The organism is Roseateles sp., assembly GCF_039595595.1.
Lineage (GTDB): Bacteria > Pseudomonadota > Gammaproteobacteria > Burkholderiales > Burkholderiaceae_C > Roseateles.
This window is the reverse complement of the sequence record NZ_JBCNLG010000017.1, coordinates 100,634-116,937: the sequence shown is the minus strand read 5'-3', so window position 1 is coordinate 116,937 and position 16,304 is coordinate 100,634. Positions and strand designations below refer to the sequence as shown.

The 16,304-nt window shown below is 69.9% G+C and carries 17 protein-coding genes; 8 read left to right on the top strand and 9 right to left on the bottom strand.

Going from position 1 to position 16,304, the window contains the following annotated elements:
• Positions 1-225 precede the first annotated feature (225 nt).
• Positions 226-780 carry a PaaI family thioesterase gene (locus ABDW61_RS18950; RefSeq protein WP_343640886.1) on the bottom strand — a complete coding sequence of 185 codons (555 nt, stop codon included), beginning with the start codon at positions 778-780 and terminating at the stop codon, positions 226-228.
• A 131-nt stretch (positions 781-911) separates the two neighbouring features.
• Between ABDW61_RS18950 and ABDW61_RS18945 the strand changes: the two genes are divergently transcribed.
• On the top strand, positions 912-1,430 hold the full coding sequence (locus tag ABDW61_RS18945) for a MarR family winged helix-turn-helix transcriptional regulator (protein ID WP_343640884.1): 519 nt from the start codon (positions 912-914) through the stop codon (positions 1,428-1,430).
• 27 nt (positions 1,431-1,457) lie between these two features.
• On the opposite strand, the gene ABDW61_RS18940 is transcribed toward ABDW61_RS18945, so the two are convergent.
• The 4 genes from ABDW61_RS18940 to ABDW61_RS18925 all read right to left on the bottom strand — a co-directional run bounded on the left by ABDW61_RS18940 (position 1,458) and on the right by ABDW61_RS18925 (position 5,251).
• On the bottom strand, positions 1,458-2,222 hold the full coding sequence (locus tag ABDW61_RS18940) for an exodeoxyribonuclease III (RefSeq protein ID WP_091724401.1): 765 nt from the start codon (positions 2,220-2,222) through the stop codon (positions 1,458-1,460).
• 165 nt (positions 2,223-2,387) lie between these two features.
• Positions 2,388-3,992 carry a hypothetical protein gene (locus ABDW61_RS18935; protein WP_343640882.1) on the bottom strand — a complete coding sequence of 535 codons (1,605 nt, stop codon included), beginning with the start codon at positions 3,990-3,992 and terminating at the stop codon, positions 2,388-2,390.
• A 116-nt stretch (positions 3,993-4,108) separates the two neighbouring features.
• Positions 4,109-4,687: a DUF4337 domain-containing protein gene (locus ABDW61_RS18930; protein WP_343640880.1), complete on the bottom strand. Its 579-nt coding sequence runs from the start codon at positions 4,685-4,687 to the stop codon at positions 4,109-4,111.
• A 57-nt stretch (positions 4,688-4,744) separates the two neighbouring features.
• On the bottom strand, positions 4,745-5,251 hold the full coding sequence (locus ABDW61_RS18925) for a dihydrofolate reductase (RefSeq protein ID WP_343640878.1): 507 nt from the start codon (positions 5,249-5,251) through the stop codon (positions 4,745-4,747).
• 157 nt (positions 5,252-5,408) lie between these two features.
• On the opposite strand from ABDW61_RS18925, the gene ABDW61_RS18920 reads away from it, so the two are divergent.
• A complete protein-coding gene (locus ABDW61_RS18920; protein WP_343640876.1) occupies positions 5,409-6,506 on the top strand; it encodes a GDSL-type esterase/lipase family protein in 1,098 nt (365 codons plus the stop codon).
• An 18-nt stretch (positions 6,507-6,524) separates the two neighbouring features.
• On the opposite strand, the gene ABDW61_RS18915 is transcribed toward ABDW61_RS18920, so the two are convergent.
• The 3 genes from ABDW61_RS18915 to ABDW61_RS18905 form a co-directional block, all read right to left on the bottom strand.
• Positions 6,525-6,827 (bottom strand): antibiotic biosynthesis monooxygenase, encoded by a 303-nt coding sequence (locus ABDW61_RS18915; RefSeq protein ID WP_343640874.1) that lies wholly within the window; start codon positions 6,825-6,827, stop codon positions 6,525-6,527.
• Between the two features lie 170 nt (positions 6,828-6,997).
• Positions 6,998-7,798 carry a response regulator transcription factor gene (locus ABDW61_RS18910; protein WP_343640873.1) on the bottom strand — a complete coding sequence of 267 codons (801 nt, stop codon included), beginning with the start codon at positions 7,796-7,798 and terminating at the stop codon, positions 6,998-7,000.
• Positions 7,799-8,243: 445 nt separating this feature from the next.
• A complete protein-coding gene (locus ABDW61_RS18905) occupies positions 8,244-8,585 on the bottom strand; it encodes a PRC-barrel domain-containing protein (RefSeq protein ID WP_343640871.1) in 342 nt (113 codons plus the stop codon).
• Between the two features lie 141 nt (positions 8,586-8,726).
• Here ABDW61_RS18905 and ABDW61_RS18900 point away from each other — a divergent pair, with 141 nt between their 5' ends.
• From ABDW61_RS18900 to ABDW61_RS18875, 6 genes are all read left to right on the top strand, one after another.
• Positions 8,727-9,641: a YihY/virulence factor BrkB family protein gene (locus ABDW61_RS18900; RefSeq protein WP_343640869.1), complete on the top strand. Its 915-nt coding sequence runs from the start codon at positions 8,727-8,729 to the stop codon at positions 9,639-9,641.
• 180 nt (positions 9,642-9,821) lie between these two features.
• On the top strand, positions 9,822-10,961 hold the full coding sequence (locus ABDW61_RS18895) for a hypothetical protein (protein ID WP_343640868.1): 1,140 nt from the start codon (positions 9,822-9,824) through the stop codon (positions 10,959-10,961).
• A gap of 87 nt (positions 10,962-11,048) precedes the next feature.
• On the top strand, positions 11,049-12,110 hold the full coding sequence (locus tag ABDW61_RS18890) for a glycosyltransferase family 9 protein (protein WP_343640867.1): 1,062 nt from the start codon (positions 11,049-11,051) through the stop codon (positions 12,108-12,110).
• A gap of 190 nt (positions 12,111-12,300) precedes the next feature.
• Positions 12,301-12,645 carry a hypothetical protein gene (locus ABDW61_RS18885; RefSeq protein ID WP_343640865.1) on the top strand — a complete coding sequence of 115 codons (345 nt, stop codon included), beginning with the start codon at positions 12,301-12,303 and terminating at the stop codon, positions 12,643-12,645.
• 412 nt (positions 12,646-13,057) lie between these two features.
• Positions 13,058-14,554 carry a sigma-54 dependent transcriptional regulator gene (locus tag ABDW61_RS18880; RefSeq protein ID WP_343640863.1) on the top strand — a complete coding sequence of 499 codons (1,497 nt, stop codon included), beginning with the start codon at positions 13,058-13,060 and terminating at the stop codon, positions 14,552-14,554.
• A 49-nt stretch (positions 14,555-14,603) separates the two neighbouring features.
• A complete protein-coding gene (locus tag ABDW61_RS18875; protein WP_343640862.1) occupies positions 14,604-15,704 on the top strand; it encodes a DNA topoisomerase IB in 1,101 nt (366 codons plus the stop codon).
• Here ABDW61_RS18875 and ABDW61_RS18870 read toward each other — a convergent pair.
• Positions 15,616-16,299 carry an HAD-IIIA family hydrolase gene (locus tag ABDW61_RS18870; protein WP_343640861.1) on the bottom strand — a complete coding sequence of 228 codons (684 nt, stop codon included), beginning with the start codon at positions 16,297-16,299 and terminating at the stop codon, positions 15,616-15,618. The genes ABDW61_RS18875 and ABDW61_RS18870 overlap by 89 nt on opposite strands.
• Between the last annotated feature and the right edge of the window lie 5 nt (positions 16,300-16,304).

Sequence of the window (16,304 nt, the reverse complement as noted above, 5' to 3'; positions counted from 1 at the left end):
ACGAATTCCTCTCGTTGGTCCTTCACGGTGACTGGGCTCCAGGGCAACTTCGTCCTCCCGCTGACTAGGCGGGAAAAGTGTTACCCATGTCCTGGCACACCTGTTACCTATGTCCTCGGTCCATACATCCCCCCTCGCGGGGGGCGAGGGAGTTGGTCAGCAGCAGCGCTTGACACGGTTGCTCTCCCCGCAAGCGGGGCGAGGGTGTGATGCGCGAAGGGCGGTTCACCGCGCTGGCGGATCGAACACCAGGCAAGTCGTGCTGCCATGCGCATACAGCTTGCCGTCATGGCCGACGAGATCTGCCTCCGCCGTCGCCATCTGGCGTCCGACGTGCCGCACGCGGCCGATGGCGCGCACGACCGGCACGCGCTCGTTGAGTGCCCGCACCAGGTTGATCTTCAGTTCCAGCGTCGTGTAGCCGCGGCCGGGCTCGAGCGTCGTGTGCACGGCGCAGCCCAGCGCCGAGTCCAGCAGCGTCGCGTACCAGCCGCCGTGCACAGTCCCCATCGGGTTGTAGTGCTTGAACCTGGGCGAGCCCTGGAAGATCACTTCGCCCTTGCTCACGCTCAGCAGCGTGAAGTCCAGCGTCTGTGCGATCGGCGGCGGCGGGAGCTTGCCGTCCAGCATCGCCTGCATCTGCTGCAGGCCGTTCAGCCCGGCGATTTCCGCCATCGTGGCCACGCCATGCTCGGGCCGCAGACGGGCGCGGACCGCTTTTTCTTCGGCCAGCCACTGGGCCAGCGCTTCGTCATGCGAGGGGGTCAAAGCTGCGCTCATCGTGCATTCCTGTCGGGTGAACGGTCGGGTGATGGGGATCACCCGAAACTTGTGGCTGCAATGGTTGCAGCTACAATCTTCCGCTGTCAAGCACCCCTGCGACAGCCGCAGGCTTCCACCGGAAGGGCCCCATGAACGCGTCCGTCACCGCCCCGAAGACGTCCGCCGCGTCGAGCGCCGCCCAGGCCGAGCCGATCTCGCCCAAGGGCTGTACCAATTTCAAGCTTCGTCAAGTGACGCGGCTGGTCTCCAACCACTGCGAGGCCCATTTCGCCGAGACCGGCCTGAAGACCACGCAGTACGCGTTGCTGTCGCACATCGTGGTGCTCGGCCCGATCCAGCCGAGCGAACTCGCGCGCCGCATGGACCTGGACCTCTCGACGCTGTCGCGAAACATCCAGCCGCTGCTGGCGATGGGGCTGGTGGAGACACTGCCCGGGCCGGACGCGCGCAGCCGCCAGCTGCAGGCGACCGAGGAGGGCCATGCGCGCCGCAAGCAGATGAAGGCGACCTGGAAGCGCGCGCAGCTCTCGCTCAACGAGCGCCTGGGCGACGAGCGTGTGCAGCGACTGCATGCGCTGCTCGACGAATGCGCCGCGTTGATGCGCGGCGACGTGGATCCGGACGAACTCGACGGCGACGCGGCCTGACCGCCGCATCGCCAGCCGCCATCGGGGTCAGTCGAGCGTGACGATCACCGGCGCGTGGTCGCTGGGCTTGGGCAGCTTGCGCATCTGCCGGTCGATCGTGCAGGCGGTGACGCGGGGCTTCAGCGCCTCGCTGACGAGGATGTGGTCGATGCGCAGGCCCTTGTTCTTCTGGAAGCCGAGCATGCGGTAGTCCCACCAGCTGTAGCTCTTGGGCGGCTGCTCGAACAGGCGGTAGGCGTCGGTGAGTCCGAGGTCGAGCAGCGCCTGGAAGTGCGCGCGCTCCTGCGGCGAGGTGTGCGTCTGGCCGACGAAGGCGGCCGGGTCGTAGCAGTCGCGGTCCTCGGGGGCGATGTTGAAGTCGCCCATCAGCACCAGTTGCTTGTGCTGCTGGAGTTCACTGGCGAGCCAGGCGCGCAGGCCATCCAGCCAGGCCATCTTGTAGACGAACTTGTCGCTGTCCAGCGCCTGGCCGTTGGGGAAGTAGGCGCCGATCACGCGCACGTCGCCCACCGTGCCGGCGATCAACCGCGCCTGTTCGTCGGCATAGCCGGTGATGTTCTTGACGACGTCCCTGGCGGGCTCGCGGGACAGCAGCGCCACGCCGTTGTAGGTCTTTTGCCCGAACCACTGGACCTGATAGCCGGCCTCACCGATCTCCAGGGTCGGGAACTTGTCGTCGGTGAGCTTGGTCTCCTGCAGCACGAGCGCATCGACCGGATTGGCGGCCAGCCAGTCGAGCAGCTGCGGCAGGCGCACGGCCAGGGAGTTGACGTTCCAGGTAGCGAATTTCATGGTGCCCGAGAGGTTTTTGAATCGACTGACATCGTACCCAGCCATTCCTGGACCGGCGCCCTCCGTGCCTTGATGCTGGACACGCGCTTGTGGTGAGGGGGCTAACTTCCTTGCCAGAACAAAGGCCTCAGGAATTCCTATCATCCAGCGCTGCGCCTCGTGGCTCTATCGCAGCCGCTCCACGACGCTGCGCTCCTGCGGCCAATCCTGGTGCGAGCGCGCGCGCTGGTTCTCGACCTCGGTGAAGGTCCTGAGCTGGCGCTCATCGGTCTTGCGCATCGCGCGCGCGACGGCGTCGCGCGTCGTGTCGATCAGCGTCGTCACCGCCCGGCTGTCCTGCACGGTCGTCGCGTCGTAATTGCCGCCCGCGCGGTCGAGCAGATAGCTCCGCGACTTCTGATAGCTGGCGCTCAGCGTCTCGGTCTGCGACTGCGTGATCGATTGGCCCCCCGTCGCTTCGTTGACGCGGCTCGACGTCGTCTGGCCGATGCGGTACTCGGCATGGCCGGCCTCCTTGACACCACCGAAGCGGTTCGTGCGCTGCGAGTCCGCGCTGAAGCTGGCCTTGAAATCCGCCAGGCCGCTCTGCATCGATTGCACCTGCGAGCGCAGCGGGTCGCTCAGCACTGGCGCGGCTGCGTCCTGGTCCGCCGGCTCCCGCTTTCCGGCCTTGATGGCGGGATCCCGGTCCTTCACGGCAGCCTGCGGGCCGGCAGCCGTGTCCGTCACCTCCGACGCCGGCGCCTGCAACTGCTTGAAGGCCTCCTTGAAGTTCTTCGTCATGCCGGCATCGGCATGCGCGCGCTCGGCTGCGGCGTCGATCTGCTTGAGCAGCCGGTCGACCGCGTTCCAGCGCTGCTGGCCATTGGCCGTGCCGCCTGCCGTGGCGTCGACCTCGAGGTTCATCTCGCCGCTGGTCGTCTGCAGCGCCAGCGACTTCTTGTCCGCGCCCAGGTGCATCGCGAATGACTTCATCCGGCCCGGGACATCGGCGGGCGCGTTGGGATCGTCGACCTTCAGATCGAGCTCGGCGAGCGCGCCGTTCTGGCCGAAGGCCGCCAGCCTGGACAGGTCCAGCGAGGGCGCGCCTTCGCCCAGACCTTCCAGCGCCTGGTCGAGCCCGCCCGCCAGCTCGGTCAGCGCATCACGTTCGCTGGCACCGAGCGGTCCCGAGCTCTTCACGTCGACCTGCAGCCCGCGCGTGCCGCCTCTGCTGCCCTCGTTGACGCCGATCTTCAGCTCGACGGTCTGGCCAGAGCGCGTCTTGATCGTGAGCTCGAGCGTGGCCGCGTTCGTCGACACGCCGCTGACGGCCTGGTCCTTCAGCGCGACGGCGGCGGCCGCAGGATCGGCACCGGAGGCCGCGTCGAGCGCGTCACCGTCCACCGGCGGCACGTCGTCCGCAAGGGTCTGCTGATAGCTGTCGCCCGTCTCGGCGAGCTGCTTGAGCAGCGCGCCGCCCAGGCCGCGCCAGCGGTCCGACAGCGTGTGGGCCTCGCGGCCGCTGTTGCGCGCCATGAGCGCGCTGATGTCGTCGTCGCGGGCCGCGGACCACAAGCGCTGCGCGCCGAGGGCCGGGCCTTTGGGCATCGCGTAGACCAGGTCGCCGGTGCTGCCGGCCTGGAGCGTCACCTGCGTGCGGCGGGACGCCGCGGCGGCGTCCTCGCTGCGTGCCTGCGGCGTCCCGGCCGCGGGCCGGTAGACGGTCGACGCGCGGCTTGCGCCGATGCGGTCCAGCAGGCTGGCACCCGCCGGTGAAATGGATGTCATGCGAAGCGCCTCCCTGGCGGCCATTGCGCGCCGCTCTGGAGGGCGGCGGCGGTGATCCCTCCGCTATCGGCCCCCCGCGCCCCGACTTGAGGCCGGACGTCCGCGCATCGCCCCCCTCAGACGTGCAGCCAGGCCGCGATGCCCAGGCCGATGCCGATCAGGCCGGCCCCCAGCGTGCCGTACTCCAGCCAGCGGCGCTTGGTCAGCAGCGCGATCGCCGCCATCGCGATGCCCACCTGCAGCACTGTCGTCGCCTGGGCCCAGCGGTGATGCAGATGCAGTTGCTCGTCGCTCTTGTGGTCCCATTCGGCGGACTCGGCCTCGAGCTTCTCGGCCTGCGCCTTGATCTCGTTCTTCTCGGTCTCGTAGCGGGCGATCTTCTCGCGGTACTTGGTCTTCTGCTCCTCGCTCGCCGTCAGGTCGAGCGCGAATTCCGCCAGGTTCTGCTTGCTGCTCTTGGCCTGGAAGTAGTTCCAGCGGTTGGCGGCCTCGGTCTTGGTGATCGCGGCGTTGTTCTTGTAGAGCCCGGCGTTGGACTGCGTGGCGCCGCCCATGTACGAGAAGATCGCGCCCAGCGTCGCCAGGATGGCGGTGATCACCGCCAACTGGCCGGCCAGGCCGTTGGGCTCATGCTGGGCGGCATGCTCGAGTTCGTGATCGTGCGGGCCGTGGACGTGGAAGTGATTGCCGGACATGGGAGAGCGGGTTCGGTTGAACGGAAAAGCGGTGACGGAGGCGGGCGCCGGCCGCGATCAGCGGCGGCGCTCGTAGCGGACGAAGTCGTAATGCCAGTCGTGGCCGCGCTCGGCGGGGCTGTGGTGGCGCTCGCGCGAGACCTCGGCGAAGCGCTGCGGATCGACCGCGGGGAAGAAGGCGTCGGCGTCGAAACGGGCGTCGATCTCGGTGAGCTCGAGCGCGTCGGCGCGCGGCAGCGTGAGTTCGTACACCTGCGCGCCGCCCATCACGAAGACGGCTTCCCCGCCGCCACATGCGGCCAGCGCGGCCTCAAGCGTGGAGAAGACCTCGGCGCCGTCGAGCCGCAGGCCGGGCTGGCGCGACAGCACCAGATTGCGCCGCTGCACCAGCGGCCGGAAGCGCGCCGGGATGGAGTCCCAGGTCTTGCGGCCCATGATCACCGTGTGGCCAAGCGTCAGCGCCTTGAAGCGCGCCATGTCCTCGGGCAGGCGGACCAGCAGTTCGTTGCCGCGGCCGATGCCGCGCGCGCGGTCGAGGGCGGCGATGAGGGTCAGATGAGGCATGAGGACAGCGGGAAGACAGGCGCGGAAGTTTAAGGGCGTTGCAGACCGCCCTCGTCGACGCGACGCTTTTCGTTTGACGGCCGAACTAATATGCGCGGGTTGCCGCTTCCGAACTGAACGCCCGATGCCCACGCGACGTCCTCTCCCGATTCCGATCTTGCCGGCTGTCTGCCTCGGCGTGACCCTTGCCGGCGCCTCGGCGGCCCTGGCGCAGGGCGTCGACCGCATGGACACCGAGCCACCCGGCCTGCAGCCGCTGGCGGCGCATGTGTCGGGCCGGGCCGTCATGGGCCCCGGTGGCAGCCTGCGCCGTCAATGGCCTGGCACCTATGCCGAAGCCGCCTTCATCGGCCGCGAGGTCTACTTCCGCGTCGGGCCGGGCGAGGTCAGCTTGCGCGTGCGCCTGGACACGCAGGCGCCGGTCGCCCTGGTCAAGCCGTCGCCCGGGCTGTACCGCGTGACGGCCTCCGCGGAAGCGGCGGCGCATCGGCTGCGCATCGATGTCGCCAGCGAGAGTCAGGCCGGGGCCACCAGCTTCGGCGGCTTCTTCCTGGCCGCGGAGGGCCGCCGGGCGCCGTTGCCCGCACGGGCGCGCCAGATCGAGTTCATCGGTGACTCCCACACGGTGGGCTATGGCAACACCGCGCCCTCGCGGGCTTGCAACGAGGACCAGGTCTGGGCCTTCACCGACACCACCTTGGGCGTCGCTCCCCGGGTGGCCGCCCGTTATGACGCCGACTATCAGGTGAACGCCATCTCGGGACGTGGCGTCGTGCGCAATTTCGACGGCCTCGCGGCCGATGTGCTGCCCGCGCTCTATCCCTTCGCGCTGTTCGACAAGGAGACCGCCGCTGTCGATCCGGCGTGGCGGCCGCGGGCCGTCATGGTGAACCTGGGCACCAACGACTTCGCGACGCCCTTGCGCGACGGGGAGCGATGGACGGCGCGGGAGCGGCTGCAGGCTGACTACGTGGCCGGCTATGTCGACTTCCTGCAGGCGCTGCGCAAGCGCCATCCGCAGGCCTATCTGCTGCTGTGGGCCGCGGCGGGCGAGGACTCGGAGCTGGTCATCCAGGTGCGCAAGGTGTTGCGGCTGGTCCGGCAGTCGGGCGACGCGCGGATCGGGCTGGTGACGGTGCCGGGCCTGTCGATGGCTGGCTGCAACTTCCACCCCAGCGTGGCGGACGACGAGCGCATCGCGCAGGCGCTCGCGCGCCACCTCGACGCGCGCGTGCCGGAACTGGGCGCGCCCTAGCCCAGCCGGCGCGGCGCCTCAGCCCTCGGCGCCCTCGACCGCCTCGTAATGCGACACCACCGGGAACGGGTCGTAGAAGTGGTGCAGCAGCGTCTTCCATTCCTGGTAGTGGGCCGACTTGCGGAAGCCCACCTCGTGGTCCTCCAGCGAGCGCCAGCGCACCAGCAGCAGGTATTCGCCGGGGCGCTCCAGGCAGCGCTGCAGGTCGTGGCCGAGGTAGCCGGGCATGGCGGCGATGATCTTCTGCGCGTGGGCGAAGGCGGCCTCGAAGGCCGCCTCCTGGCCGGGACGCACGGGCAAGGGGGCGACTTCGAGAATCATGGGCGGTCCTTCGGAACGGGGCGGGCGGCGCATTTCAACACGAGCGCCTCCCGTCACGAAGCCGTCACGAGGCCGTCGCGTCCGCCGCGGCACGAGCGCCACGCCTGTTTCAAGAACCTCTTCCGGCTGCGGCGGGCGCTGGTCGCCGGCCCGCGCGCGGCCGCCGCCGCTCACCGCGGCGGGCGCGCGTCCAGGGTCGTGAGGCCCTCGCGCAGCGCGAAGCGGGTCAGCTCCGCGATGCTCTGGATGCGCAGCTTGGCGTAGACATGCTCACGATGCGTCGCGACGGTCTTGGCGCTGACGTGCAGCTGGTCGGCGATCTGCTGCGCGCTGTAGCCCTCGGCAAAGAGCTGGACCATCTCGCGCTCGCGCGGCGTGAGTTGCGTGACGGCGAGCTCGCGCGGGTCCTGACGCATGCCGGCGAGCGTGCCCTGCAGCAGCTCGCCGCTGATGAAGATCTGGTCCTGCATGACGCGGCGCACGCCGCGCACCAGCTCGTCGAAGGAGTTGTCCTTCAGCACGAAGCCCTGGGCGCCGGCGTCGATGGCGGCGACGACCTCGCGCGGCAGCGGCCGCGAGGACAGGCACACGGCCTTGCACGCGATCGGCTCGGCGCGGATGCGCCGCAGCGCTTCCAGGCCGTTCATGACCGGCATGTCGGTGTCCACCAGCAGCAGGTCGGGGCGATGCTCGCGGGTCAGGCGCACCAGTTCCAGGCCATCGCGGGCCTGCGCGACCACGTCGATGTCGGGCTCGCGCTGCAGCAGCGCCACCAGGCCCTCGCGCACCAGCAGATGGTCGTCGGCGACGATCACGCGCAGCATGGTGGCGGGGGCCGCGCGCACGGGCGCGCGGCTGGCGGCCAGCGCCTCGGACAGCAGGTGCCGGGTCCGCAGTGCGGCGGACGAGGGCGGGTGGGCGTGCTCGAGCGCAAGCAGCGCCTGCGTCAACAGTTGGGTCAGTTCCTGCATGGGTCCTCCCTGCCGGCGTGCTGCCGTGTCAGCCGCTCTGCGAGGGCGGACGCGCAGGGTAGTGAGCCCCTGTGAGCAGCGTCAACCTGTGAGACCTTGCAGGAGCCGAACAGGGGTCGCCATGTCGGGAAGACGGGCGCAAATACGTTGCGCGCGGCGGCCGCGCCTTCTCGGCATCGCGGCGCCGCCGCCTCAGATTTTCGGAAGCCCGATCTCGGCAAGACGCTGAGGCGCGCCGCGGCGGCGAGCCTGACCTTGCCCCTGCGGGAAGCGTTGACCTCCCCCCGGTTCGGGTGGTGCCGGATGCAGGGACCGGACAGTCAGGAGGCCAAGAGAAGGGCGACTCGACGAGGTTCAAACGGCCAAGCCGTGATGCCGGGCAGGGGGATGCTGACGTGAGTGCCGCAGGCCCGCGCGATGACGGGCCCGCGGGATCGTCAAGCCGTCACATCCAGGCCACGCCGTAGTAGTCGTAGACCTTGCGGCCGTACTCGTCGGTGTACTCGGGCCGGTCGGTCTGCGCGTAGCGCGGTGCCTTCTCGAGCTGGTCCTCGCGCAGCGGCACGACGTAGCCGTCCAGGCTGGTGTCGTACTTGAGCATGTTCCAAGGGATCGGATAGCGGTCCGTGCCGATGCCCATGAAGCCGCCGAATTCGAGCGCCGCATAGCGGACAAGGCCCGAGCGCTTGTCGATCACGAGGTTGTCGATCGAGCCGAGCTTGTCGCCGTTGCCGTTGTAGACCTTCGTGCCTTCCACGCGGTCCGATGCGATGGTGGTGCTGGCCATGAGGAAATCTCCTAGTCAGTTGGGACATGGTCATCGAGGCAAATCGCGTGCCTCCGCCGCGTGCGGCCGCGCGGGTATTTCCCTTGCCTGAACAATGGATAAGTCCATTGCCCGCCGCGCACCGCCGCGCGGTCTTCCCGCATGCCCAAGCTCCCGACTCCCGTCCACGAAGCCGTCGAGATCGTCCGCGAGGCCGCGCAGGGCTGGAGCGACGACAACGCCCCCAGCATGGGCGCGGCGCTGGCCTACTACACGCTGTTCTCGATCGCGCCGCTGCTGCTGATCGTCATCAGCGTGGCCGGGCTCGTGTTCGGCCAGCAGGCCGCGCGCGGCGAGGTCATGGACCAGCTCTCCGACTTGATCGGCTTGCAGGGCGCGATGGCGGTGGAGGACCTGCTCAAGCGCGTCAACCGGCCCGAGGAGGGCGGCTGGGCCGCGGTGATCGGCACCGCCGTGCTGCTGATCGGCGCGACCTCGGTGTTCGCGGAATTGCAGAACGCGCTCAACCGCATCTGGAAGGCGCCGCCGGCGCGCTCCGGCCCGGTCTGGAGCAGCCTGTTGACGCTGCTGCGCAAGCGGCTGCTGTCGCTGGGCCTGATCCTGGGCCTGGGCTTCCTGTCGATGATCTCGATGGTCGCGAGCGCGGCGCTGGCCGCGATCAGCAAATGGTGGACGCCGTGGCTGGGCTCCGAGTTCGTGCTGCTCGCGCAGATCCTGAATGCGACGCTGACCTATGGACTGATCACGGTGATGTTCGCCGTCATCTACAAATGGGTGCCCGACGTTCCCGTGCGCTGGCGCGACGTCTGGGTCGGCGCACTCATCACGTCGGCGCTGTTCAGCCTGGGCAAGACGCTGATCGGGCTCTACATCGGCCGCAGCGGCGTGAGCTCGGCCTACGGCGCCGCCGCCTCGCTGGTGGTCATGATGCTGTGGGTCTACTACTCGACCCAGGTGTTCCTGATGGGCGCCGAATTGAGCTGGGCCTTCGCCAAGCGCCACAGCCTGCGCGAGCAGGCCGCAGCGACGGCGGAACGGACGCTCGAAGCCGGTTGAATCTCCGCCCCGGCAAGCATCTCCGTGCGCTCGCCGAATTGACGGAATGGTCGATGAACACGGCGATCTCTCGTGATTCGATCGGCGGGAAGGAGGCATGGTGCTTGCCTGATCAAAGCGGATTCGGCGGCGTGGGCCGCCGGGTTTGTACAACCGGCCAAACGCTTGAAAGGAAGCGCCATGAACCAGTATGGGCAACGAGGACGACAAGACCAGCGTCACGAGAGCCAATGGGATCAGAACGATCGCGACCGACCGAACTACGGCGCCCAGAGCGGCAGCTACCGGTCGCAGGACCGCTCGCGCGAGGACCAGCAGCCGGCCTACCAGGGCTCGAGCTTCCAGGCCGATCGCGAGGACCAGCGCGGCGGTTACGGCTATGGCGGCGGCGGGCAGGGCGGTGGACGCGATTACCGCGATGAGTACCGCCAGGACTACCGCGGCCACGGCGACATGCAGAGCCAGGGCGGCTATCGCGGCGGCTACGAGAACGAAGGCTGGGGTGGCGGCCGCGAGCGCTCGATGAGCGGCAACTATGGCGGCGGCAGCTACGGCGGATCGGGCGGCTATGGCGGCTATAGCGGCTCGGGCAACTACGGCAGCAGCAGTTATGGCGCCTCGAGCGGCTACGGCCAGGGCAGCCCCGGCGGCCAGGGTGGCCAGGGCGGCTATCGCGACCAGGGACCCCGTCATGAAGGCTGGCGCGAAGACATCGGCCGGCGCGACTACGGCGGCATGTCCGGCGGCGGCTCGGGCAGCTACGGCAGCTCGCTGGGCGAGCACTACGGCGGACAAGGCGGCCAGGGGGACTACCAGAGCGGCTATCAGGGCGGCCAGGGGTATCAAGGCGGCCAGGGCGGGTACCAAGGCGGCTCGCAAGGCCAGCATCCGCACGACCCCGACTATCAGCAGTGGCGCGCGGAGCAGGTGCGCAACCTGGACAACGACTATCACAGCTGGCGCCAGGACCGGTACCAGAAGTTCTCCGAGGACTTCAACAAGTGGCGCTCGGAGCGCTCGGGCCGTCAGGGCTCGTCGGGATCGATGAGTTCGTCGGGATCCACCGGCACCCCGGGCTCCTCGGGGTCGCCGGGCTCGTCGAGCCAGTTCGGCTCCGCAGGCTCGTCCTCGGGTCAGCAGGACGCCTCGGATTCGACGCGCTACGGGCAGGGCGGCAATTCGCTCGGCAGCGGCACGGGGACGAATGAGGGCAGTCTGTCGACCTCGACCGGTTCGTCCAGCTTGTCCAGCGCCTCCACCGGCACATCGCCGGGTTCGACGGGCTCTTCCTCCGGCAGTTCGTCCGGCAAGACGAAGTAACCCGACGGAACGCGAGCGGGCGATCACGCGCGAGGGCGCGTCATTGCTCGTTCCTCGTCCGGCATGCCGCTTGCCGGAACCAGCGCCATGATCGCGACCTCCCTCGAACTGCGCGCCCGCTCGCAGGACCCTTCGGGGGCCGGTGACGCGGGCGTGTCCGCGCTCGAGGCGCTGGCGCCGGCCGACGCTGCCGCGCAGGCCAGCGAACGCCACCGCCGCTGGTGCAACGTGCGGCGCGTGCTGCTGGTGCGTCTGGATGGCCTGACGGGCGTGCTCGCCTCGACGGCCGCCTTCGCGGCCCTGCACGAGACCATGCCGTGGACGCAGCTCACGCTGCTGGCCGCGCCGCAGGCGCTGGCGCTGCGCCCGCACCTGCAGGCCATCGACGACGTGATGACCTTCAACGCGCCGTGGACCGCCGCCGGCGCGGCCGCGCTCAGCGCCGAGCCGCCCACCATGCGTGGCGACGCGGAGATGCATCTCGTGCGCCGGTTGCGGCGCAGTCACTTCGATGCGGCGGTGCTGTTCTCCCCCACGCCGCAGGACGCGCTGCCAGCCGCCTTGCTGTGCCGCATGGCGGGCATCCCGCTGGTGCTCGCCCATGTGCGCGAGCCGGCGCACGGCCTGCTCAGCGACGGACTCCTCGATGACGCGCTCGTCCACGACGACACGCGCCGGCAGCTCGACCTGGTGGCCCACATCGGCATGCGCACGGCGGACGAGCGTCCGCGCCTGCGCCTGCTGCCCAAGGACAGTCACCACATGCGCAGCGCCTTGCAGCAAGCCGGCTTGCGTTTCGGTCAGCGTTACGTGCTGGTCTGCCCGGGCGGCGGCGGGGCCCGCGCCTGTCCGGCCGCCGCCTTCGCGGCGGCCGCCGAAGCGCTCGTCGACACCTGGGCCGACGACACCGCCATCGTGCTGTGCGCCTTGCCCGGCGACGAGGCCGCGCTTGTCGAACTCCGGGCCGCGATGCCCGCGCGGGGCCAGGCCTTGCCCCCGGTGCGCTCGATCGGTGAGCTGGCCGCGCTCGCGGCGGACGCCCGCGTGCTGGTGGCCACCGACGACCTGCCGCTCACCATCGCCGCCGCCGCGCGCGTGCCGGCCGTCCTGCCTGGCCAGGCGCTGCGGCGCGAGATGACCTGCTCCTGATCACCGGACCGCCACCTCGGCATGTCCCGGAAACAGGGTCGAAATCGTCACCGATCGTTTTTCCAGGCACGGTGCTTGCCTCCTGTCCCGGCCGCGCGTGGACGTGCGGCGACCGTGGCGGCCGGACGGATGTCCAGCCGCCGCAGACGGAGCCGGCTTCCTCGGCTCGTCTTCATCACAGGAGGTTTTCATGCACCTGCGCAAGCTCGCCTGGGCGACGCCGCTGCTGCTGGCCGCGTCCGCGGTCCACGCGGAAGGCTCGGGCAGTTTCCTGGAGGGTGCCAAGCTCGCGGCGCTGACGCGCCCGGAGACCACGACTCCGGCGGCCGGCCCCTCCCATCGTCTTCCGGCCAGCGCCAGAACCGCCCCCCAGGGCCAGGTGCCGGCCTCGCCCACCTCGGTGACGGCGGCTCCGGCGCCGGCGCGCGACGCGGACGCCGACCCAGGCACGACCTTCGAGATCCGCAACTTCCTCACCCTGGTCGTCGCCCTGGCGCTGGTGGGCTGGATCCAGCGCCGGCGCCGGGATGCCTGAACCCGACTCCGCTACCCATCGCGGTCATTGACCGCGCGCGGCACCGGACTCCGCCCGTTTTCACACGGCGTTCCGGTGCCGCTTTTTCGTGCCTGTTGTTCGCATCGCGCTCGCGATGAGGCCTTGCTCGCCCGGCGTCGCCGGAATTTTTTTCAAATCGAATCCCCCAGGGGGCTGGCAATCGGTCCGCTTGCTGCAAGAATGAGTTATGGAGGTTCAGCAGACATTTCTCACGAAGAACTGAACCGCGCGTGATGCGTGCAAGCGGAGGCGATGTCCCAGGCATCGAGGGCGCGCGTCACAGACAGAAACCAAGAGGCGGCAGGCGCCGGGCAACGAATTGTGTCGTTGACGGCCGGCCCGCCGCCCGGAGCGCCAATGCCGGCGACTCCCAACCATCAAGGATGTACCGGTGACCCATGCGTTGATCGTGGATGACGATGTCGATTCCGTCGCCACCCTGCAGGAGCTGATTGCGAGCGAGAAATTCACCGTGTCGGTGGCCCACACCCTGCGCGATGCCCGGCGGCACATCGCGCTGCAGCAGCCCGACGTGGTGCTGCTGGACCTGCAGCTGCCGGACGGCAACGGCATGGAGCTGTTCCAGGATCCGCAGCTGGTGGCCAACTCGGAGGTGGTGCTGATCACCGGCCATGCCAGCCTGGACACCTCGATCCAGGCGCTGCGCATGGGCGCCGCGGACTATCTGGTCAAGCCGATCAACATCACGCAGCTGCAGGGCGTGCTCTCGCGCGTGATGAAGCCGGCGGCGCTGCAGGCCGAGGTGGCGGATCTGACCGCCAACCTCGCGCACAGCGGCCACTTCGGCCTGCTGTGGGGGCGCACCGCGCCGATGCAGCGCATCTACGAGCAGATCTCGCGCGTGGCCGGGACCAGCGTCTCGGTGTTCATCAATGGCGAGAGCGGCACCGGCAAGGAGCTGGTCGCGCAGACGGTGCACGACCTGAGCCGGCGCCGCAAGAAGCCCTTCCTGGCGGTGAACTGCGGCGCGATCTCGCCCAACCTGATCGAGAGCGAGATCTTCGGCCACGAGAAGGGCGCCTTCACCGGCGCGGACAAGCAGCACGAAGGCTTCTTCGAGCGCGCCAGCGGCGGCACGCTGTTCCTGGACGAGCTCACCGAGATGCCGATGGAGCTGCAGGTCAAGCTGTTGCGCGTGCTGGAGACTGGCCGCTTCATGCGCGTGGGCTCCACGACGACGCTGGACGCCGACGTGCGCGTGATCGCGGCCTCCAACCGTCCGCTGCTGCAGGCGGTGCAGGCGGGCAAGCTGCGCGAGGACCTGCTGTACCGGCTGAACGTGTTCCCGATCGAGATGCCGCCGCTGCGCGATCGCCTCGACGACGTGCCGCTGCTGGCCGACCACTTCCTGCGCCAGATCGCGGCCAAGGAAGGCAAGAACAAGCGCTTCACCGCCAAGGCGCTGGCGCAGCTGCAGACCTACCACTGGCCGGGCAACGTGCGCGAGCTGCGCAACGCGGTCCAGCGCGCCTACGTGATGGCGGCGGGCGAGGTGGTCGACGAGCAGTGGCTGCCCAAGGGCGAGGGCGCCGAGCCGCAGTCGACGGCGGCCTCCAGTGCCGCATCGACGACGATCGCCGCGCCGGCCGCGCCAGCGGCGCCGGCCGCGTCAGGGACCGGCTACGCGGCCCATGGGACCGCCGGGGCGCCGCCGGCGTCGGAGTCCTCCGGACCGTCGGTCACGATGCCCCTGGGCAGTTCGATGGCCCAGGTCGAGAAGGCCTTCATCCTCGCGACGCTGCAGCACTACAAGCATCACAAGGAGCAGACGGCGGCCGTGCTCGGCATCAGCCTGAAGACCCTCTACAACCGCTTGAAGGAATACGCGGCCGAGGATGCGGCCGCGGCGGACAAGGCCGCGCAGTAAGCGGGGATCGCGGCATGCGGCCTGCCTTGCCTGGGCAAGGAGGACAGACATGCCGCTTCGTTGGGTCTCCGATTGCGATCCCGGGCTGCGCCGCCTGCGCGCGGCCAAGGGCTTCCGCTATGTCGACGATCAGGGCCGCCCGGTGCGCGATGAAGGCACGCTGCGGCGCATCCGCGCGCTGGCGATTCCGCCGGCCTATGTCGACGTCTGGATCTGCGCGCGCGACGACGGCCACATCCAGGCCACGGCCCGTGACGCGCGCGGCCGCAAGCAGTACCGCTATCACGCCGACTGGATGGCGCTGCGCGGCGAGAACAAGTTCGGCCTGCTGCTGGACTTTGGTCAGCGCCTGCCGCGGCTGCGCCGCCAGGTGCAGCGCCGCCTGCGCGAGGGCGGGCTGGACCGCGATCGCGTCATCGCCGCGCTGGTGCGGCTGCTCGATCGCACCTGGATGCGCATCGGGCACCGCGAGTACGCGCGCAGCAACGGCTCCTATGGCCTGAGCACGCTGCTCTCGCGGCACGTGAAGGTGAGCGGCGACCGGCTGCTGCTGAGCTTCCCCGGCAAGAGCGGGGTGCGCCATCAGCTCGCGGTGCGCGACGATCGCGTCGCGGCGCTGGTGCGCCATTGCCGCGACCTGCCGGGACGGGAACTGTTCGGCTACGAGGACGACTCCGGCCAGCCGCACCGCATCGATGCGGCCGACGTCAACGACTGGCTCGCCGCCGTCGGCGGACCGACCTGCAGTGCGAAGGTGTTCCGGACCTGGCACGCGAGCGTGCTGGCGCTCGACCTGCTCGTGGACCATGCGCGCGCCGGCACCGCGCCGGTGGACGCGCTGAAGCAGACGGTCAAGGACGTGGCCGCGCGGCTCGGCAATACGGCAGCGGTGTGCCGCAAGTCCTACATCCATCCTGCGGTGCTCGAATGGGGGCAGTCGCAGCGGCTGGCGGAGCTGCCATCGCAGCGCTGGGTGCGCGCGCCGATGGCCGCGCAGGGCTTGAGCGTCGCGGAACGCCGTCTGATGGGGCTGCTGAAGACCCAGCCTCGCGTGGAGGTCGCTACGCCGGTGCCAGCGCCTCGCCGGGCGGCGCGTTCGTCGTCGCGGACACGCGCGTCAGATGATCGGCCAGCGACGGCCAGTCGCTGAAGCGGCCGTCCGGCTCGCGCAGCGGCGAGCGCCGCCAGACGGTCTCGCCGCCGGTGTCCAGCAGCAGGCCCGATGCGCCGGCGCGGTGGCCGGCCTCGACGTCGTCGAGCAGGTCGCCCACCATCCACGAGCGCGTCAGATCCAGGCCATGCGCCCGCGCGGCGCGCGTGAGCATGCCGGGCGCGGGCTTGCGGCACAGGCATGCCGGGCGGCCCTGCGGATCGGGCGCATGCGGACAGACCGCCACATCCGTGAGCGTGACGCCGAACTCGTCCTTCAGCCGCTGCAGCAGCGTGCCCTGAAGCCGCGCGAACTGGGCCCGCGTGAACGCGCCGCGCGCGATGCCGCTCTCGTTGGTGACCAGCACCAGGGCCAAGCCCGCCGCCTGCAGCCGTGCGAGCGCCTCGCCGGCGCCGGGCATCCAGCGCAGGCGCGAGGGATCGGCCGCGGCCTGTTCATCGGCCTCGACCAGCGTGCCGTCCTTGTCGACGAACACGGCCGGCCGCAGGCGCGGCGATGCCTCGCGCGTCTCGCCGGAGAAGTCGATGTGGTGGAGGGAGAGGGTGCTCAGCGGCGCATCGAGCCAGGCGGTCACAGGGC